We start from the raw sequence: 17076 nt of genomic DNA on the forward strand, positions 1-17076 counted from the left end.
CATGCACCTCGACCACGATCAGCTGAATCAGCTTCTCGACAAGCTGGCAGAGAGCGATATTCAGGAATTCCGTCTCGAGGGCGACGACTTCCGTTTGGAGGTTCGCCGCAATCTTCCTGTCTCGGCTGTTGCCCCCCAGATGGTGCCCGTTGCAGCCGCTCCCGCCCCGGCGCTCGAGATCAAGTCGACCAGCGAGTCTTCGTCCGCTGCTCCTCCTGCCGCTGCAGGAACCCGCTCGGATCTGGTGGATGTCACGGCACCGATGGTGGGAACCTTTTACCGGGCTCCTGCTCCCGGTGAAGCTGCCTTTGTGGAGATCGGCAACCGCATCTCTGCTGGACAGACCATCTGCATTCTCGAAGCGATGAAGCTGATGAATGAGCTGGAGGCCGAATTAAGCGGCGAAGTGGTGGAGATCTTGGTGGACAACGGCACCCCCGTGGAATTCGGTCAGGTGTTGATGCGCGTCAAGCCTGGCTAAGCGTCCAGGCCGCTTCGATGGCCGACAGCATGCTCTCGCAGCGCGCGATTCCCTGGGCGGCGATGTCGAATCCCGTTCCATGGTCGGGTGATGTGCGCAGAAACGAAAGGCCGAGGGTGGTGTTCACGGCCTGGTCAAAGGCAAGCAACTTCACAGGAATCAGTCCTTGGTCGTGATACAAGGCCAGAATTCCGTCTGGTCCGGACGCGTCGCTGCGGTTCCATGCCTGCGCTGCACTCAGCCAGCAGGTATCCGGCGGCAGAGGTCCCTTGAGCCGGATCGTTGGGTTGGCCTGCGCCCATTGATGCAGCAAAGGCGTGAGCCATTGCTCTTCTTCGCTGCCGAGCTGGCCTTTCTCGCCGGCGTGGGGATTGAGACCGGCCACCAAAAGTTCGGGTGATGGATTGAAGCGCTGGCAAAATCGGGTCAGGGTTTCCAGTTTGCTGCGCACCAGCGCTGGTGTGAGGGCTTGAGACACCTGTTGCAGGGGGATGTGGGTGGTGGCCAGAAGGGTGTTTAGTCGCCATCCCGTGCTGGGTGACACGGCGGTGAACAGCATCGATGCGGATTCGGCTCTGTCGAGTTCGGCCAGGCGTTCGGTCTGCCCGGGATAGGGATGGCCCGCCGCATGCCAGGTGTGCTTGGCGATCGGCGCTGTGACCAGGGCCCGCCCGTGCCCTGCCTGGACCAACTCAACAGCGCGACTCAACCAGCGGAATCCGGCTGCCCCACCAGCGGCCCCCGCGTCGCCTGGATTCACGGGAGCGCCGGGGATCGGAAGGTCTTCCACGTCCAGGTCATCTGGATCCGCCAAGGGAACGCCCGTGAGGTTGCGCAGGCGTTGATGGGTGCGTTTGAGGCTGGCTCTGCAGCCCACCAGCAACGGTTTCATGCCCTCTGGACAACGCGGATGGGCAAGGGCTTTGAGGGTGACTTCCATGCCGATTCCGGCGGGATCCCCTAAAGCGATCACGAGATGTTGATTAGCGTCGGTGCGTTGATGGAGCGGGATCATGCTGCGCTGGCTGGTGATCGGGTTGCTGCTCTATGGCCTGGGAACTGCTCTGAGGCAGGGATGGCTGGAGGTTCAGTGGAGCCAATTTCTCCATGACGCTGGGCTGACGTTCATCGATCCCGACCAGCCCCTTGAATTGCATGAACTGCCCATGTTTAAGCCTGAGACGACGCAGTCCCCGACTCCCTGAGGGTCTCGACCGCGAGGCATTGCGCCAGGCCGCTGCGGTAGGTCGGGTGGATCAGCTCGTAACCGAGATCCTCACGCAGGCGCCGGTTGCTCACCCGCCGGTTGTCTGCCCAGAAGGATCGGGCCATGGCGCTCATGCCGGCTTCGGCTTCGGCGAACGCTTTGGGTTGGGGAAGCTCGCAGTTCAGCAGGGATGCGGCGTAGCGGTGCACCGAAACGCTCGCTGCTGGTTCGTCATCGCACACATTCACGATCTCTGGATGCTGACCCTGCGCGGAGCAGTGCATGAGATGGAGGGCGGCCGCGGCCACGTCATCCACATGAATGCGGCAGAACATCTGCCCTGGCTTATCCACCGGCTGCAACGTTCCTGCTTTGACCGCAGCGAGAGGGGAGCGGCCAGGCCCATAGATTCCTGGTAAACGCAGGATCTGCAGGGGGAGTCCGCTGGCCTGCCACTCCTGCTCGCACGCCAGCCGTCGTCGGCTTCGCTCTTGACTGGGTTGTGGAGGGTCGTTTTCGCAGACCCAGGCTCCGTCGGTGTTGCCGTACACCCCTGTGGTGGAGAGATAGCCCACCCAGCGCAGCGGCCACCGCTTGATCTGATCGCCGAGCGTTGTCAGCACTGGATCGTTGCCATCGCGATCGGGCGGGATGGTGTTGAGCAGATGGGTGACACCCTCGAGCTGGTGAGGATCGGGACCCTGTCCGCTTGCCGAGTCGAAGGTGAGGTGTCCGCTGCCTGGAGCGGGTTCACGCCGGGTGCTGATCACGGGGATCCCCAGGGCAGCAGCGAGGGCCGCGAGCCGGCCGCCACTGAACCCGGCGCCCAGGATGCAGAGCTTGGAGCCAGCAGGCAGGGGCCTGCAGCGGTTGACAAGCGATTCAGGCATGAGTACAAACGTATTATTCGCCATTCAGTCGTGACCGGATCCTGTCTTTCCCTGGTGTCATCCCAGAACTCCATGCTGCCGCGTCGTGCGCCGATCCGCAGGGCTCGTGCCGCAGCTCGTCAGGACACCGGCCTGCTGCGCGCCGTGATGGCCGCCGCTGCTGCTGCATTGGTGAGCGGAGCGTTTCTGTTGGCTCCAGAGCAGCCGGAGCAGCAGGCTTCCATCTGCCAACAGCACCATTCAGTGGATGCCTGCCGGGTTTGGTGATCAGGCCACCTGGAAGGCCCAGTCGTTGTCGTCCTGCTGATTGGTTAACAGCGGGTCTGCATCGGTGGAATCGGCTGTTGCTTGTTGAAGATCAGGTTGGGCCCATTGCAGCAGGCGCAATGCCAGGCGCAGATCCCCATCCATCCAGGCGCGGATCGCCATGGCGCGGCGTGGATCATAAAAACGCTGACGCCGGTACCAGTCGAAGACATCGGCATCCGACTTGTGGCCATTGCATGACAAGCAGGCCGGTACGCAGTTCTCGGTGATGCTTAATCCGCCCCGACTTCTCGGCAATACATGATCGATTGATTCAGAAGGTTTGCCGCAATAAATACAGCTTTTACCGGTGTAAGTATGAAGCGATTGACGCCATCTTCGGACACGTAATTTAGGACAGAGATCTTCGAGAAAGACTGCATCTCTGCTGTGCATCCGAATCATTCGGTTGCTTGAAGTGTGCCGTGACCACCACCATCGTCAATGTGTTCAAGACTGCATTTTGGCGATTTCGTTGTGAATGCTTGGGGACGGTGTCTGCCCCCTTGTTTCTCTCGCTGAAAGGCATAAGATAATGATTGCTGAATTGGGTCCACGGCGGGATCTCCTCCTGGCTGCAGTTTTGGGTTGACGCCATCGGGCCTTGTGCGCGCAACGTATCCCTTCGATGCGGTCACCCATGCGCAAATGGGGCGCATCCGTCCTCGCGGGCTCTGGCGCGGTGCATCCCTCGGTTGGGAATTCCCGCTCGCAGCGGCTGAGACCTTGCTGGAGCGTTTTGGTGCCCGCTTTCGTGTGGAGGATGAGCTCCTGCGCTGGCTGCATTGGCACCGGCACCCCCTGCCGCCTCTGCCCCATCACCGTGAGCTGATTGCCCAGGCTGATCTGAATCGACCCTTGGTCGATGGCCGCAGGCCTCTTCCCCATCAGCGATCCGGTGCCCGTTGGCTCCTCGCCCGTCGGGGAGCGCTTCTCACGGACGAGATGGGGCTCGGTAAAACGCTCACCGCGCTGCTGGCAGCGCGAGCGCTGCTGCGAGTGGTTCCTCTGCGCCTTCTGGTTGTCGCCCCGGTGGGTCTGCATCCCCACTGGCAACGGGAAGCGGCGGCCGTTGATCTTGAGCTGTGTCTGCACAGCTGGGCACGGCTGCCCAGCGAACTTCCTGAAGCGGGCACCGTCATGGTGGTGGATGAAGCGCACTACGCCCAGACGATGCAGGCGCAGCGCACCCAAGCTTTGCTGCGCTTAGCCCGTCATCCGCGCCTGCGTGCGATTTGGATGCTCACGGGCACGCCGGTGCGCAATGGCCGACCGATTCAGCTGTACCCCCTGTTGGCTGCGATCGACCATCCGCTCGCCCGTGATCAGCGCTCCTTTGAGGAGATGTTCTGTCAGGGCCACTGGAGCGAACGCGGTGGACAGCGACGCTGGCGTGTGGATGGAGCGAGCCGTCTGGAGGAGTTGCGCAGGCTCACCAGGCCACTGGTGCTGCATCGCCGCAAGCAGCAGGTGCTGGGCCTGCCTCCGAAGCGTCGCTCCTTTCTGCCTGTGGCACTGGAGCCCAACCAAGCCCGTGGCATGGACCACCGTCTTGCGTTGGTGGTGGAGGACTATCGCCGTCGCGTTAAGGCCGGAAAGGTGCGTTCTGATGCTGAATCTCTCGCGGTGCTGACGTCATTGCGTTTGATTGCCGCGGAATTCAAGCTGCCGGCCGCTGAACGTCTCGTGCAGCAGCTGCGGGCGCAGGGCGAATCCGTGGTGCTGTTCAGCTCCTTTGTGGCGCCCCTCGTGCTGTTGCAGCAACGTCTGGGTGGAGCCTTGCTCACCGGTCGGCAGAAACCGGAGGAGCGTCAGACAGCGGTGGATCAATTTCAGGCTGGGTCGACCGATCTGCTGCTGGCGACCTACGGGGCCGGTGGTCTGGGATTCACGCTTCACCGAGCCCGTCAGGTGGTGCTGTTGGAGCGCCCCTGGACCCCTGGCGATGTTGATCAGGCCGAGGATCGCTGCCATCGGCTGGGCATGGATGGGGAACTCGTGAGCCATTGGCTTCAGCTTGGTCCAGCGGACCAGCTCGTTGATGGACTGGTGGCCAGCAAGGCCAGTCGCATCGAGCTGCTGATGGGTCCGCGACGGGTGAGCGTTGAACGTCAGTCGTTGCCGGCGATGGTGGCCCGCAGCTTGCAGGATTGCTGACGCACGCTCAGCTCATGCAGCAGCAGCGGGTCGGGCTTTGGTTGGAATTCAACGTTCTTGATCAGGCGTGCGGCCTTGGCCACGTCGTTGCAGGCCTCATCCGGTCTGTCCATCAGGTTGAAAATCAACGAGCGATCCACCAGGGGAGCTGGATTGCGGCTGTGGGCGCGAACCACTGCATTGCAGCGATCCAAGGCGGCATTCAAGCGCTCGAGATTCAGATTTTCCAGACACTCGGAAGCTCCGATTTCAGCCTCCTGGGTTGAGGAGGCTGGATTGGAAGGCCTCCCGCAGCCCATGCAGCTGACCAGCAACCCGCCGAGAACCAGACCGGAAACGAGCCGCATCAGTAGCTGTAACGATCGTCAGCATCCCAGTTGGGAATCTCCGAACTGTCGCTACTGCTGCTTGTTGTGTTGGTGGATGCAGACGCACGGCCGGATCCGCCGAAGAGATCGCCGAGGTATTGGCCGCAGTCAGGGAAGCTACCGGGATCTTCCACCACGGCCTCGGTGATCATCACAGCGGCGTGTTCGGGCGAGGTTTTGAACAGACCGCTTCCCTGGCGCTTGATCAGCGCGTAGGAGGCTTCCCAACTCACGTTGTGGTTGTTGCCATTGCTGCGCATGTAGCAGTAAACCTGCGCGCCCTTACCGGCGGGACCGTTGGCTGCGGCCCGCGCTGGGGCCGCTGACCACAGCATCCCCGCCATCGGCAGCAGCAGAGCAAGGCGCATGGGAAGGCTGGCCATCGGTAGACAGTTGAGGCGATCTGCGCCAACGTATCGATTCCTGATTCGCTGTCCAGAGCTGGATCAGGAATTGCCGAGGCCAAGGGGGGCCAGCAATTTCACCACCAGGGGCAGCACGAGGAGCACTGTGACCAAGCGGACAGCGTGCAGAGCTGCCACCGCCGCACCAACGCCGTAATCGGCACCGACCAGACTCATGCCGCTGATGCCTCCGGGCGCCGCACCCAGCAAGGTGATCAAGGGATCCACACCGAGCAGCCGGCTGGTCCAGAGACCGATCGCAATCCCTGTGAGGACCAGGGTCACTGTGATCAGCACCGCAGGTCTCCAGAGGTTCTGCAACTGATCGAGGGAGGCCCGTGTCAGACCGGTGCCGATCACCGTGCCGATGCCGATCTGCAGCGCCGTTCGCGTGCCGCTGGGCCACTCCGCCACCTCCACGCGTCCGCTCATGCTCACCACGGCAGCTCCGATCAGCGCTCCGGCGAGCGGCGCCGCTGGAAGCCCTGTTTTCAGTGCCAGCAGTCCAAAGACGGTGCCTGCCAGCAGGTACACCAGCAGGGTCAACAGAGAAGTCAGCACAACAAACTCCCAGCGGGTGGTTGTTCAGTCTCTGTCCACAGTGGCATCACCCGATCCACAACTTGCGGGTCCGACTTGAGGGTCTGTGCTGCATGTGTTGTGATCAGCCCATCACTGTTCCTGTCCCGGATGACCCAGTCCGTGTCTTTCCGTATCACCCGAACGGCTGAGGATGTCGCTCAGACACTCAACGCCTTGTCTCAACGCCTGATCAGGTTGGAGCAACGCCTGGAAAGTGTTGAACTGCAGATGAAGCAGCAACGCAGCGAAGCGCAGACGATGCCGGCTGAAGAGCTGCATCGCCTGGATGGTGTCGATCAGTTGCTGCTCGAGTGTCAGGAGCTGCTTGGTCGTTCAGAACACCAGCTGGACGAACCGGATGTGGATCTGGCCGCATGAGGCTGGTCAGGGGTGGCAAAATAAAAAGAAAGCCAACCATGGCACTCACAACTCTCTCCACATCTGGTAACCGCGGTTCCGGAAACGTTTCGCGACCAGGCTGTTCCTCCTCAGGTCTGCCCATGCCAGGACACCGTCGCAGCTTTTTTGAAGGTGGTCACCAGCTGGAAAAGCTGGAGTTCGCTCTTGCCGTTGCGATCACCCGCGGTGATGACAACCGATCTGAGCTTCTTCGGGCTCAGATTGCTGAGCTGGGGGGCAACGTTGAAGAACCTGGCACCTGACGCCTTGGTTTGACATTCAGCGAACGATTGTGTTGGGCTTTTCTTTGTGATCTTTTATTGATATAGTTTATGCAAGTGGAAAAAGTAGAGACGTGGTTGCCACGCTATTGAAGTCATCAGGTCAGACAACAACAACGAGCTCAACGCGAGAGCAATGCCTTGAATTGGCTGAACAGCATTACGAGCAAGCACGCCTCAATGCAGAGGCTGGACAGATGTCAGAAGCGGCTCAATTGATTCTCAAGGCCCTTGATCAGGAGCGCCGCGCCGGCAGTGTGGGCCCGCAAGTGATGCAATTGATCAAACCGCGTTCAGTGTCTGCGTGGGGTAATCGCAGCTGAAAACGATCTAAAAGTTGTAGGCAAGCGGGTGACCGGACTCGAACCGGCGACGTTCAGCTTGGGAAGCTGACATTCTACCACTGAATTACACCCGCGCTCTGGGCATGATGGTATCTCATGCCCTTGGTGAAAGGTTTGCCGAATCGTGCTTCTTTCAGCTGTTCAGTGCTGAAGAGGCTGCGCTGAGCCCAGCGCCCATCGTGCCTTTGTGCAGACCCAAAGACTGCAGCACGGATTCGATGGCGGCCACAGCTGTGAGCACATCGCGATCACAGACAAACCCAAGATGGCCGATCCGGAACACCTGACCTTTGAGATGGTCCTGTCCGCCAGCCAGCAGGATGTCGAATCGCTCCTTGACTGTTTTGCGGAGCTGTTCAGCATCAATACCATCCGGCGCCACAGCGGTGATGGCAGGGCTGCCGTAGCCTTCCGCCGCGAACAGCGGCAGACCGATGGCCTTCATCGCTGCAGTGGCTGCAGCGCGATGGCGTGCGTGCCGGGCGAAGATCGAATCCAGGCCCTCTGTCTGCATCATCTCCAGCGCTGCATCCAGGGCGAAGTAGAGATTCACCGCCGGCGTGAATGGGTTGCTGTTTTTGGCTGCTGTTTTCCGATAAGGGCCCAGATCCAAATAGAACTTGGGAAGGTCGGAGCGTTCGTAGGCGCTCCAGGCCCGATCGCTCATGGCCACGAAGCTCAGGCCAGGGGGCATCATGTAGCCCTTTTGGGAGCCTGAGGCCACCACGTCGAGGCCCCAGGCATCCATGGGAACGTTGGTGGCGCCGAGGCTCGTGACGCAGTCAGCGATGGTGAGCGCCACGCCGTGGGCCTTCACGTGGCTGCTGATTGTTTCCAGATCGTTGATCACTCCGGTGGAGGTTTCGGAGTGCGTGAGGATGACTGCCTTGACGGCTTTGTCGGTATCGGCCTCGAGAGCCCTGCGGAAGGCCTCAGGGTCGAGAGGCTGGCCCCACTCGGCCTTGATCACCTCCACATCGAGTCCATAGGCCCGCGCCACCTTCACCCAGCGCTCACCGAACTTGCCGTTGTCTCCGCAGAGCACACGATCGCCGCGGCTCAGGGTGTTGATGATGCCGGCTTCCATGGCCGCCGTGCCGCTTCCGGTGATCACCAGCACGTCGCTGCTGGTCTGATGCAGCCAGCGCAACTGGGCATTGGTGCGCTCCACCACGGCCTGGAATTCCCCGCTGCGGTGACCGATCGGGTGTCGCCCCATGGCCTTCAGCACCGTTTCGGGCACCGGGGTGGGCCCGGGAATCATCAGGGTCAGCTTGTCCTGCACGGCCTACGGAGTGCCAATCCTCCATCCTAAAAAACGACCTGCTGCCTGCTCCGCTATCGCCGCCCCTGTTGTTGATTCCGGATCCGGACTCACCCTGCCGGTGTGGGTGGCGGCGGCAGCCCGTGCTGCCACCCAGGTGTTGCAAGGGCATCCAGCGCCGGACCGGGTCAGCCTGACGATTCCTGGGGAGGCTGCTCCCCGCAGCGTGCCGATCCAGGCGGCGAGTTGTGTGCGCGATGGTGCGCAGGCCTTGGCCATCAGCGTGTGTGATCCCGGTCCTGGTCTCGACCTCACCCGTGGTTTGGAGATCTGGGTGCATGCCTGCTGGGGTTCTGCCGATCAAGGTTGGCTGTCGTTGAAGGCCGGGGCGGGGGTTGGTCGGCTTGAGAGCGATGGCTCCCTGTGCATCTCTGGTTTCGCCAGGGAGTTGCTGGAGTGCAATCTCCACGACCTCGTGCCCAGCGGCCGGCGTCTGGACCTTGAGGTGGTGCTGCCCCGGGGCGAACAGTTGGCGCAACGCACCAGCAACGCCGCCTTTGGTGTGGTGGAGGGCCTGGCGCTCATCGGCACCCAGGCCGAGGTGCAAGCCAGTGCTTCTCCAGATCAGCTCCAGGCCGCGCTGAATCAGCTTCAGTCTCTGACGGGGTCATCCGATTTTCAGGGGCGGCTCACGTTGGTGATCGGTGAAAACGGTCTTGATCTGGCCCGATCGCTCCAGCTCTCGGCCCATCAGCCCCAGCTGAAGGCCGGTAACTGGATGGGTCCGCTGCTGGTGGCTGCCGCTGAAGCGGGAGTGCAGGAGCTCCTGCTCTTCGGCTACCACGGGAAACTGGTGAAGTTGGCTGGCGGCATCTTCCACACCCATCACCATCTCGCGGATGGGCGTTTGGAGGTGCTGGTGGCCCAAGGGGTGAAGCAGGGCTTGCCGGGTGAATACCTGCGTGGCTTGATGGCTGCTGCCTCCCTGGAAGACGCCTTCCACTGGCTGGCGGATCAGGATCGGGATCAGGCAGTGGCCTTGTGGCAGGCCATGGCCGCGGCGGTGGAAGAGCGAAGCCTGGCCTACCTGGCCCGCTACGGCTGCAACGGCATGGGCGTGGGCGCAGCTCTCTTCGATCGGCAACGTCGGTTGCGCTGGGCAGGACCGCGTGGGCAGGAGATGCTCAGGCGTTGTGAGGTCCTTCTCTACGCTGAGTGATCGGCCGCTGATTGTGCGGCCACCCGTTCCACGGCTCACGGGCGAGATGTCACAGGCTCCGAATGAAGGTCAGCGTCAGCCGGCCATTGTCATTCTTGATTTCGGCTCTCAGTACTCAGAACTGATCGCCAGGCGGGTCCGGGAGACCGAGGTGTTCTCGGTGGTGCTCGGTTACAGCACCACGGCCGAGGACTTGCGCCGGATGGCACCGCTGGGAATCATTCTCAGTGGTGGCCCCAGCTCCGTGTACGCGGAGCATGCACCCCTGTGTGACCCGGAGATCTGGAACCTGGGGATTCCGGTGCTTGGGGTTTGCTACGGCATGCAGCTGATGGTGCAGCAGCTGGGTGGTCGTGTGGTGGCAGCCACCGGTAAAGCCGAATACGGCAAGGCACCGCTTGAGGTGGATGACCCCACCGATCTGCTCACGAATGTGGACAACGGATCCACGATGTGGATGAGCCATGGGGACTCGGTGGAGGCTCTGCCGGACGGGTTTGTGCGTTTGGCTCATACCGCCAATACGCCCGAGGCGGCGGTGGCCAATCTCCAGCGCAGGCTCTACGGCGTGCAGTTCCACCCCGAGGTGGTGCATTCCACCTGCGGGATGGCGATGATCCGCAATTTCGTTTATCACATTTGCGGCTGCGAGCCGGATTGGACCACGGCGGCGTTCATCGAGGAAGCCGTGAAGCAGGTGCGCTCCCAGGTCGGTGACAAGCGGGTGCTGCTGGCTCTGTCTGGGGGTGTCGACTCCTCCACCCTGGCCTTTCTGCTCAAGAAGGCCATCGGTGATCAGCTCACCTGCATGTTCATCGACCAGGGATTCATGCGGAAGGGGGAGCCGGAATTCCTCATGGATTTCTTTGATCGCAAGTTCAACATTCACGTTGAATACATCAATGCTCGCCAGCGTTTTCTCGACAAACTCAAAGACATCACCGATCCAGAGCAGAAGCGCAAAATCATCGGCACGGAGTTCATCCGTGTGTTCGAAGAGGAGAGTCGTCGCCTGGGGCCCTTCGACTACCTGGCCCAGGGAACGCTCTATCCCGATGTGATCGAGAGTGCCGGCACCGACGTGGACCCCAAAACCGGTGAGCGGGTGGCGGTGAAGATCAAGAGCCACCACAACGTGGGTGGTTTGCCGAAGGATCTCCAGTTCAAGCTGGTGGAGCCCTTGCGCAAATTGTTCAAAGACGAAGTGCGCAAGGTGGGTCGCTCGCTCGGTTTGCCCGAGGAGATCGTCCGGCGTCATCCCTTCCCAGGGCCTGGTCTGGCCATCCGCATCCTCGGCGAAGTGACGGCCGAGAAACTCAACTGCCTGCGTGATGCGGATCTGATCGTCCGCGAAGAGGTGAAAGAGGCGGGGCTGTATCACGAGATCTGGCAGGCATTCGCCGTGTTGTTGCCCGTGCGCTCTGTGGGTGTGATGGGCGATAAACGCACCTACGCCTGGCCGATCGTGCTGCGCTGTGTGTCCAGCGAGGACGGCATGACGGCGGACTGGTCGCGGTTGCCCTACGACCTGATGGAGACCATCTCCAACCGCATCGTGAATGAGGTGAAGGGCGTTAATCGGGTGGTTCTCGACATCACCAGCAAGCCACCGGGCACGATTGAGTGGGAATAAGGGGGCGTAGGGGCTGGTGGGCCAGGCTCAGTGCCGATACTCTTGGCCCCCGGCCTCAAGTCTGTGACCGCTGCTCAACAGCAGGACCTGCAACTTCAGCGTCGTCTGCAGCAGGACAGCATCCAGTTGGCAGGCAAGACCATTTACATCAACCCGTTTCTCTATTGGAGACGGTTTGACAGCAATACGGACCGCTGGTTGCGGGAACCCGGCCAGCTCAGCGAAGAGCAGATCCAGCAGAACCGTGTGCGCTTCTATCCAGAGCTCGAGTGGGCGCTTCTTGATGAGCGTGACCAGGAGATCAAGGATGGGGCCGTTGAGATGTTTCTCAAAAGCCTTGAGCTGATCAGCACCTTCCACCCCGAGCTCACCTCCGGACAGCTTCTGGAGGTGGAGCGCAAGATGGCCATCACCAAGAAACGCTCCTTCGAGCGCTGGGTTGAGAAGTCCTATCGGCGCAGATCCCGGGAGGAAACCAGGGAGAAGCGGCGTTTTGCCCGCAACCGTTTCTGGCGGGGATGGGGCGAATGGATCGCCCTGGACACCACCCATCAGGCCCTGGTGCCGATGGTGGCCTTGCTGGTGCTCTCCGCTGTTGCGGGCTGGTCCCTGGGGTCGTCCCGATCCAGTTGTCCGACACTTGTGCTTCCGCCGGAGCAGACTGGAGTTCGTTGAGTAAGGCGTTCGGAATCCATGGCTGAAGGCCAACCGCTGGATGAGTTGCGTCTGGCTTTGATGCAGGACGTGCTGCCCATGGGACTGGCTTTTGTGGATCGGGTGCGCAGCGAAGGGCCGGCTCGGGTTGTTGAGTCGTTGTCCCAGGGGGATGATCCCCTGGCCGACCTGCGCAAGGAAGGTGAACCTGCCGCGCGGGTGCTGAGAGAGCGACTGGATCAGATCAGTCCGGGCCTTGGGAATCCCGTGATGTCGGTGCAGGTGGAGGTGGAGGAGCCCGCCGAGCCCCAGTCCTCGTCTTCGCTCCCGGACGATCCCAAGGAGCTGCAGGAGGTGCTGGACCGCATCGAGACGCGCCTGCAGCGGCTTGATGCCCTGATCACCCCAGGGGATTAACTCCGTGACCGGTTTTGCGCAGGGGGATGGGCAGCGTCATGCCGGTTTACGCCAGCAGCCACTGGTGCTGCTGGGTTTGGTGCTGTTGGTGAGCACCGCCATGGTGTCCCGCCTGGTGTGGCTCCAGGTGCTGGAAGCGCCGCGCTTTCGCCAACTCGCTGATGAGAACCGCATTCGTCTGGTGCCGCGCTCGCCCACACGCGGTCGGCTGTTGGATCGCAAGGGCCGGGTGTTGGCTTCCAGCAAGCTCACCTATTCGCTGTATGTGGAGCCGCGTCTGGTGGATGACGCGGCCTGGCCGGAGTTGCGCGATCGCCTGGCTCGGCTGCTGAATCTCGATGCGGACGTGCTGGATCAGCGTCGGGGTGGCGGCTTTGCCAGGGATGGTTACCGCATCAATCTGGCCACGGATCTCAAGCCGGAACAGGTGCTGCGTTTCCGCGAGCAGGCACTCGGGCTCAAGGGGGCGCAAGTGGATGTGGACATCCTGCGGGCCTATCCCCATGGAACCCTGGCGGCCCATGCCCTCGGGTATACCCAGCCGATCACGGAAGACGAATACAAATCACTGGCCAAGAAGGGCTACAAGATCCGTGATCGGATCGGCCGGATCGGTGTGGAGGCGGCCTACGAATCCCACTTGCGCGGCGCCTGGGGCGGCCAGATGCTCGAGGTGAATGCCATGGGTGAGGTGCAGCGTCACCTCGGTGACCGTCCGTCGGTGGCGGGCAAGGATCTCACCCTCACCCTGGATCTCGACCTGCAGAAGGTGGCCGAGCAGGCCCTGGCCGACAAGCCCGGGGGCGCCATCGTTGCCATGGATCCAAGAACGGGCGCCATCTTGGCGTTGGCGAGCAAGCCCACCTTTGACCCCAACTTCTTCTCCAAACTCGTCACCACCCAGAAGGAGTACGACGCGCTGTTCTCCAACCCGAAGAAGCCCTTGCTTTCGAGGGCGATGAATCCTTACGACCCCGGCAGCACCTGGAAGGCGGTGACAGCGATGGCTGCCATGGAGTCAGGCAAATTCCCGCCGGACACCAAGTTGCCCACCATGGCGTGCATCACCTACGGCGGTCATTGCTTCCCCGACCACAACGGCGCTGGTTTCGGCACCATCGGTTACGCCGATGCGTTGCGCTTCTCCAGCAACACTTTCTTCTATCAAGTGGGGGTGGGAGCCGGTTCTCGCGCCCTGCAGAAAGCGGCGACAGCCCTGGGCTTCGGGCAGAAATCAGGGATTGAGATCGGCTGGGAGGAAAGTGTCGGTTTGGTGGGTGATGAAGACTGGGCCGCGGCCGGTCGCGGCTGGGCGGAACCGGGAACAACCCCATGGATTCCGGAGGACATGGCCAGTGCGTCCATCGGTCAGTCGGTGGTGCAGATCACGCCCCTGCAGCTGGCTCGGGCCTATTCGGTGTTTGCCAACGGTGGCTGGCTGGTCACACCCCATCTGGCGGATCAGGGTCTGGACTGGACCGATGCCTCCCGTCGCACCAAGGTGGACATGAAGCCTTCCACCCTGGCCAAAATCCGAGAAGGTCTGCGCAAGGTGGTGTCTGATGGCACTGGGTTTGGCCTCAACGGGCCGGGCATTCCACCAGCAGGAGGCAAGACGGGCACCGCGGAGGACAGCACCGGCGGTCCGGACCATGCCTGGTTTGCCACCTATGCCCCCTATCCCGAGGGAGAGATTGTGATCGTGGCCTTTGCGCAGAACACGCCCGGGGGAGGGTCCGTGCATGCGTTGCCGATGGCCAAGAAAGTGATGGAGATGTGGAACCGCAAGCGTGCGCAGCCGATCCCGTCGCCTTCGTAAACGCCTGATTCAGGCCGCTGCGTTCAGCTGAGGTTGCTTGAGAACCTGGCGGTAATACCCGCGCAGCTGTTCGGTAGCTCCGGCCCATCCCCAGCGTTCCGCTTCCGAGCGGGCCGCATTGCGCAAGGCCTGGCGCTCCACGTCGTTGCCCAGCAGGCGTTGGGTGGCTGCGATCAGGCTGGCTGCTCCGCCATCGGCGCCGTCGGGTTCATAGAGGCAGCCATTCACCCCGTCGCTGATGATGTCGGGAATGCCCCCGCGGTTGGCCCCCACCACCGGGCAACCGGCAGCCATGGCCTCCAGCAGCACCAGACCCAGGGTTTCGGTGCTGGAGGGGAAAAGGAAGGCGTCGCCGCTGGCGTAGGCACCAGCGAGCTCCTCGCCGGCCAGGTAGCCCACGAATGTGGTGGCGGTGCCCTCGAAGTGCTTCTCCAGTTGCTGCCGGTGCGGCCCATCACCCACCAGGGCGAGGCGGGCGTCGGGCAGGGCCTCGAGCACTGGTTTGATGCGCTCGATCTGTTTCTCAGCGGAGAGACGGCCCACGTAGAGCAGCAGGGCTCCGCGATCGTCATGGCGGCCGAGCAGGCGCTGGCGGAGCTCAGCACTGCGCAGGTCCGGCCGGAACAGCTCGGTGTCCACCCCGCGCTGCCAGAGGTCTGTGTGCTGAATCCCCTTGTCGCTCAGTTCCTGCACCATGGCGGTGGACGTGCAGAGATTGAGCAGCGCCTGGTTGTGGGCTGCTTTGAGCAGTTCCCAGAGCAGGGGCTCGAGCATGCCCATGCCGTAGTGCTCGAGATATTTGGGCAGATGGGTGTGGTAGCTCGCCACCAGCGGAATCGATTTGGCTTTGGCCAGCCAGATCCCACCTAGGCCCAGCACCGCTGGATTCACCACGTGGATCAGGTCCGGCTGGAAGCTGTCGATCGCTTCGGAAACCGCGGGTCGGGGCAGCGCCAGCTTGAGTTCGGGGTAAAGCGGCAGAGGCATGGCTGGAACGCCGATCAAGCGCGCTCCCATGTACTCCTCGGGGCAACCCTCCGGACAAAACACGATCACTTCGTCACCGGCATCCACCAGGTGTTTCACCGTTTTGGTGAGACGGGTGACGATGCCATCGACCTTGGGAAGGAAGGTCTCGGTGAAGAAGGCGATTTTCAAGGGAGTGCCCTGATCAAGCGGTGGCGATGGCCTGGGCCTGGGTTTTGGTCCAGGCGGAGGTGCAGAGGATGCGGTTGCGATCGCAACGGTCGGCGTAGCGCGTCGCGATCTCCACCACTTCCTTGAGCAGGCCGTCATCGAGGGTGGTGGGATTGAGTCCCAGCTCGATGAAGCAGCGATTGTCCACGATCAGGTCGTTCTCCACGGCCTCATTGCGGGGGTTGGGGAGGTTGTTGACCTGCGCACCGGTGAGGGCGGCGACCTTTTTGGCCAATTCACCCACCTGATGACTTTCGGTCATCTGGTTGAAGATCTTCACCCGTTCGCCCTGGGTTGGGGGGTTCTCCAAGGCCAGCTGCACACACTTCACGGAATCGCGGATGTGAATGAAGGCGCGGGTCTGGCCGCCGGTGCCGTGCACGGTGAGGGGGTAACCGATGGCCGCTTGCATCAGAAAGCGGTTGAGCACCGTGCCGTAGTCGCCGTCGTAATCAAAGCGATTGGTGAGGCGCGGGTCGCGGTCGGTGGCATCGGTGTTGGTGCCCCAGACGATCCCCTGGTGGAGGTCGGTGATGCGGACCTTGTCGTTCTTGTTGTAGTAGAGGAACAGCAACTGATCGAGCGTCTTGGTCATGTGATAGACGCTGCCCGGGCTGGCGGGATGGAGGATCTCCTCCTCGAAACGGCTGCCGTCCGGCTGGGGGACCTCCACCTTGAGGTAGCCCTCGGGAATCGTGGCACCGCGGTGGGAGCCGTAGCCGTACACGCCCATGGTGCCGAGGTGCACCACATGGATGTCCTGGCCGCTTTCCACGATCGCGGCGAGCAGGTTGTGGGTGCCGTTGACGTTGTTATCGACGGTGTAGCGCTTGGTGGCGCTGCTCTTCATCGAATAGGGAGCAGCGCGCTGTTCGGCGAAGTGCACCACGGAGTCGGGCTTTTCCTCGATCAGCAGATCCAGCAGCCGCTGATATTCGTGGGCGATGTCCATGTGCACGAAGCGCATGGGTTTGCCGCCGATCTCCTCCCAGGCCTTGAGTCGCTCGCCAATCGAGGTGATCGGGGTGAGTGACTCCACCTCAAGGTCGACATCGATCTTGCGCCGACTCAGGTTGTCCACGATCAACACGTCGTGGCCCTGATCAGCGAGATTCACGGCACAGGGCCAGCCGCAGAAGCCGTCACCACCGAGAACGAGAACTTTCACCTCAAACTCCTGCTGAAGCGTGCAAGCCGCCAATCTGAGGCAAGCTACTACAGGCTTTTCAGCTGATCGCCACCGTGAAAGCCATCAGGGCGATCACAAGCAGGGAGCCGCCCATCAGGATCAGTCGGGAGCCATTGCTGTGGCTGGCTTCCTTGCTCAGCACCTCCATGCGCGGCTCTTTTGCGAAAGCGTTCAAACGGCCTCCGTCCTCCTGGGTGACCTGCATGGATTCCTCCTCAATTGGTTCGGACCTTATGGAGCTGATCGGGCAGGGGCCTGAATCCTC

General features: G+C 62.0%; 22 protein-coding genes and 1 tRNA gene. 12 read left to right on the forward strand and 11 right to left on the reverse strand.

Annotation, left to right across the window (positions count from 1 at the left end):
* The first annotated feature begins 1 nt into the window (after nt 1).
* The gene (gene accB / locus KQ296_RS04965; RefSeq protein ID WP_011931967.1) at nt 2–481 is read left to right on the forward strand and encodes an acetyl-CoA carboxylase biotin carboxyl carrier protein; all 480 of its coding nucleotides are present in this window, start codon (nt 2–4) and stop codon (nt 479–481) included.
* Here accB and pdxA read toward each other — a convergent pair.
* Nucleotides 468–1496 (reverse strand): 4-hydroxythreonine-4-phosphate dehydrogenase PdxA, encoded by a 1029-nt coding sequence (gene pdxA / locus KQ296_RS04970; RefSeq protein ID WP_011931968.1) that lies wholly within the window; start codon nt 1494–1496, stop codon nt 468–470. The two genes, accB and pdxA, sit on opposite strands and share 14 nt — an antisense overlap.
* Here pdxA and KQ296_RS04975 point away from each other — a divergent pair.
* Nucleotides 1495–1686, forward strand: coding sequence for a hypothetical protein (locus tag KQ296_RS04975; RefSeq protein WP_011931969.1), 192 nt, complete (start codon nt 1495–1497; stop codon nt 1684–1686). The two genes, pdxA and KQ296_RS04975, sit on opposite strands and share 2 nt — an antisense overlap.
* On the opposite strand, the gene KQ296_RS04980 is transcribed toward KQ296_RS04975, so the two are convergent.
* A complete protein-coding gene (locus KQ296_RS04980) occupies nt 1652–2578 on the reverse strand; it encodes an SDR family oxidoreductase (RefSeq protein ID WP_011931970.1) in 927 nt (308 codons plus the stop codon). The two genes, KQ296_RS04975 and KQ296_RS04980, sit on opposite strands and share 35 nt — an antisense overlap.
* A gap of 30 nt (nt 2579–2608) precedes the next feature.
* On the opposite strand from KQ296_RS04980, the gene KQ296_RS04985 reads away from it, so the two are divergent.
* A complete protein-coding gene (locus tag KQ296_RS04985; RefSeq protein WP_259726379.1) occupies nt 2609–2845 on the forward strand; it encodes a serine protease inhibitor in 237 nt (78 codons plus the stop codon).
* On the opposite strand, the gene KQ296_RS04990 is transcribed toward KQ296_RS04985, so the two are convergent.
* Entirely contained in the window at nt 2846–3280 is a 435-nt protein-coding gene (locus KQ296_RS04990; RefSeq protein WP_011931972.1) for an HNH endonuclease, read from the reverse strand.
* 252 nt (nt 3281–3532) lie between these two features.
* Between KQ296_RS04990 and KQ296_RS04995 the strand changes: the two genes are divergently transcribed.
* Complete coding sequence (locus tag KQ296_RS04995) at nt 3533–5041, forward strand: DEAD/DEAH box helicase (RefSeq protein WP_011931973.1); 1509 nt, start codon at nt 3533–3535, stop codon at nt 5039–5041.
* Here the strand turns inward: KQ296_RS04995 and KQ296_RS05000 are convergent.
* From KQ296_RS05000 to KQ296_RS05010, 3 genes are all read right to left on the reverse strand, one after another.
* Nucleotides 4996–5388: a hypothetical protein gene (locus KQ296_RS05000; protein WP_011931974.1), complete on the reverse strand. Its 393-nt coding sequence runs from the start codon at nt 5386–5388 to the stop codon at nt 4996–4998. The two genes, KQ296_RS04995 and KQ296_RS05000, sit on opposite strands and share 46 nt — an antisense overlap.
* Nucleotides 5388–5792 (reverse strand): DUF6554 family protein, encoded by a 405-nt coding sequence (locus KQ296_RS05005; protein ID WP_011931975.1) that lies wholly within the window; start codon nt 5790–5792, stop codon nt 5388–5390. The genes KQ296_RS05000 and KQ296_RS05005 overlap by 1 nt, the downstream gene beginning before the upstream one ends.
* 63 nt (nt 5793–5855) lie before the next feature.
* Nucleotides 5856–6371: an AbrB family transcriptional regulator gene (locus KQ296_RS05010; protein WP_041428718.1), complete on the reverse strand. Its 516-nt coding sequence runs from the start codon at nt 6369–6371 to the stop codon at nt 5856–5858.
* 132 nt (nt 6372–6503) lie between these two features.
* Between KQ296_RS05010 and KQ296_RS05015 the strand changes: the two genes are divergently transcribed.
* The 3 genes from KQ296_RS05015 to KQ296_RS05025 all read left to right on the forward strand — a co-directional run bounded on the left by KQ296_RS05015 (nt 6504) and on the right by KQ296_RS05025 (nt 7398).
* Nucleotides 6504–6773 (forward strand): hypothetical protein, encoded by a 270-nt coding sequence (locus KQ296_RS05015; protein WP_011931977.1) that lies wholly within the window; start codon nt 6504–6506, stop codon nt 6771–6773.
* A gap of 38 nt (nt 6774–6811) precedes the next feature.
* On the forward strand, nt 6812–7057 hold the full coding sequence (locus KQ296_RS05020; RefSeq protein WP_255486235.1) for a hypothetical protein: 246 nt from the start codon (nt 6812–6814) through the stop codon (nt 7055–7057).
* A 164-nt stretch (nt 7058–7221) separates the two neighbouring features.
* Nucleotides 7222–7398, forward strand: coding sequence for a hypothetical protein (locus tag KQ296_RS05025; RefSeq protein WP_011931979.1), 177 nt, complete (start codon nt 7222–7224; stop codon nt 7396–7398).
* A 23-nt stretch (nt 7399–7421) separates the two neighbouring features.
* On the opposite strand, the gene KQ296_RS05030 is transcribed toward KQ296_RS05025, so the two are convergent.
* Together KQ296_RS05030 and KQ296_RS05035 are read right to left on the reverse strand one after the other, a co-directional pair.
* Nucleotides 7422–7493: transfer RNA gene (locus KQ296_RS05030), tRNA-Gly, on the reverse strand.
* 59 nt (nt 7494–7552) lie between these two features.
* A complete protein-coding gene (locus KQ296_RS05035) occupies nt 7553–8704 on the reverse strand; it encodes an alanine--glyoxylate aminotransferase family protein (RefSeq protein WP_041428311.1) in 1152 nt (383 codons plus the stop codon).
* Between the two features lie 55 nt (nt 8705–8759).
* On the opposite strand from KQ296_RS05035, the gene cbiD reads away from it, so the two are divergent.
* The 5 genes from cbiD (at nt 8760) to mrdA (ending at nt 14425) form a co-directional block, all read left to right on the forward strand.
* Nucleotides 8760–9902: a cobalt-precorrin-5B (C(1))-methyltransferase CbiD gene (gene cbiD, locus KQ296_RS05040; protein WP_041428719.1), complete on the forward strand. Its 1143-nt coding sequence runs from the start codon at nt 8760–8762 to the stop codon at nt 9900–9902.
* A gap of 46 nt (nt 9903–9948) precedes the next feature.
* Nucleotides 9949–11535, forward strand: a complete 1587-nt coding sequence (gene guaA, locus KQ296_RS05045) for a glutamine-hydrolyzing GMP synthase (RefSeq protein WP_041428312.1) — start codon at nt 9949–9951, stop codon at nt 11533–11535.
* Between the two features lie 63 nt (nt 11536–11598).
* On the forward strand, nt 11599–12210 hold the full coding sequence (locus KQ296_RS05050) for a hypothetical protein (protein WP_041428720.1): 612 nt from the start codon (nt 11599–11601) through the stop codon (nt 12208–12210).
* Nucleotides 12211–12228: 18 nt separating this feature from the next.
* Nucleotides 12229–12606 (forward strand): hypothetical protein, encoded by a 378-nt coding sequence (locus KQ296_RS05055; RefSeq protein ID WP_011931984.1) that lies wholly within the window; start codon nt 12229–12231, stop codon nt 12604–12606.
* Between the two features lie 4 nt (nt 12607–12610).
* A complete protein-coding gene (gene mrdA, locus KQ296_RS05060) occupies nt 12611–14425 on the forward strand; it encodes a penicillin-binding protein 2 (protein ID WP_011931985.1) in 1815 nt (604 codons plus the stop codon).
* Nucleotides 14426–14434: 9 nt separating this feature from the next.
* On the opposite strand, the gene KQ296_RS05065 is transcribed toward mrdA, so the two are convergent.
* From KQ296_RS05065 to psb34, 3 genes are read right to left on the reverse strand one after another with little or no spacing between them, the layout of a single operon-like run.
* Nucleotides 14435–15583 carry a glycosyltransferase family 1 protein gene (locus tag KQ296_RS05065; protein WP_011931986.1) on the reverse strand — a complete coding sequence of 383 codons (1149 nt, stop codon included), beginning with the start codon at nt 15581–15583 and terminating at the stop codon, nt 14435–14437.
* A gap of 13 nt (nt 15584–15596) precedes the next feature.
* Nucleotides 15597–16790: an NAD-dependent epimerase/dehydratase family protein gene (locus KQ296_RS05070; RefSeq protein WP_011931987.1), complete on the reverse strand. Its 1194-nt coding sequence runs from the start codon at nt 16788–16790 to the stop codon at nt 15597–15599.
* Nucleotides 16791–16848: 58 nt separating this feature from the next.
* A complete protein-coding gene (gene psb34, locus KQ296_RS05075) occupies nt 16849–17016 on the reverse strand; it encodes a photosystem II assembly protein Psb34 (RefSeq protein WP_011931988.1) in 168 nt (55 codons plus the stop codon).
* Between the last annotated feature and the right edge of the window lie 60 nt (nt 17017–17076).

This window comes from Synechococcus sp. CS-197 (assembly GCF_025128215.1).
Lineage (GTDB): Bacteria > Cyanobacteriota > Cyanobacteriia > PCC-6307 > Cyanobiaceae > Synechococcus_C.

Excerpts from the sequence above, each read along its gene's own strand:
- accB (WP_011931967.1), top strand. The coding sequence starts at position 2 with ATGCACCTCGACCACGATCAGCTGAATCAGCTTCTCGACAAGCTGGCA.
- KQ296_RS04975 (WP_011931969.1), top strand. The coding sequence starts at position 1,495 with ATGCTGCGCTGGCTGGTGATCGGGTTGCTGCTCTATGGCCTGGGAACT.
- pdxA (WP_011931968.1), bottom strand. The coding sequence starts at position 1,496 with ATGATCCCGCTCCATCAACGCACCGACGCTAATCAACATCTCGTGATC.
- KQ296_RS04980 (WP_011931970.1), bottom strand. The coding sequence starts at position 2,578 with ATGCCTGAATCGCTTGTCAACCGCTGCAGGCCCCTGCCTGCTGGCTCC.
- KQ296_RS04990 (WP_011931972.1), bottom strand. The coding sequence starts at position 3,280 with ATGCACAGCAGAGATGCAGTCTTTCTCGAAGATCTCTGTCCTAAATTA.
- KQ296_RS04995 (WP_011931973.1), top strand. The coding sequence starts at position 3,533 with ATGGGGCGCATCCGTCCTCGCGGGCTCTGGCGCGGTGCATCCCTCGGT.
- KQ296_RS05000 (WP_011931974.1), bottom strand. The coding sequence starts at position 5,388 with ATGCGGCTCGTTTCCGGTCTGGTTCTCGGCGGGTTGCTGGTCAGCTGC.
- KQ296_RS05005 (WP_011931975.1), bottom strand. The coding sequence starts at position 5,792 with ATGGCCAGCCTTCCCATGCGCCTTGCTCTGCTGCTGCCGATGGCGGGG.
- KQ296_RS05015 (WP_011931977.1), top strand. The coding sequence starts at position 6,504 with ATGACCCAGTCCGTGTCTTTCCGTATCACCCGAACGGCTGAGGATGTC.
- KQ296_RS05020 (WP_255486235.1), top strand. The coding sequence starts at position 6,812 with ATGGCACTCACAACTCTCTCCACATCTGGTAACCGCGGTTCCGGAAAC.
- guaA (WP_041428312.1), top strand. The coding sequence starts at position 9,949 with ATGTCACAGGCTCCGAATGAAGGTCAGCGTCAGCCGGCCATTGTCATT.
- KQ296_RS05055 (WP_011931984.1), top strand. The coding sequence starts at position 12,229 with ATGGCTGAAGGCCAACCGCTGGATGAGTTGCGTCTGGCTTTGATGCAG.
- psb34 (WP_011931988.1), bottom strand. The coding sequence starts at position 17,016 with ATGCAGGTCACCCAGGAGGACGGAGGCCGTTTGAACGCTTTCGCAAAA.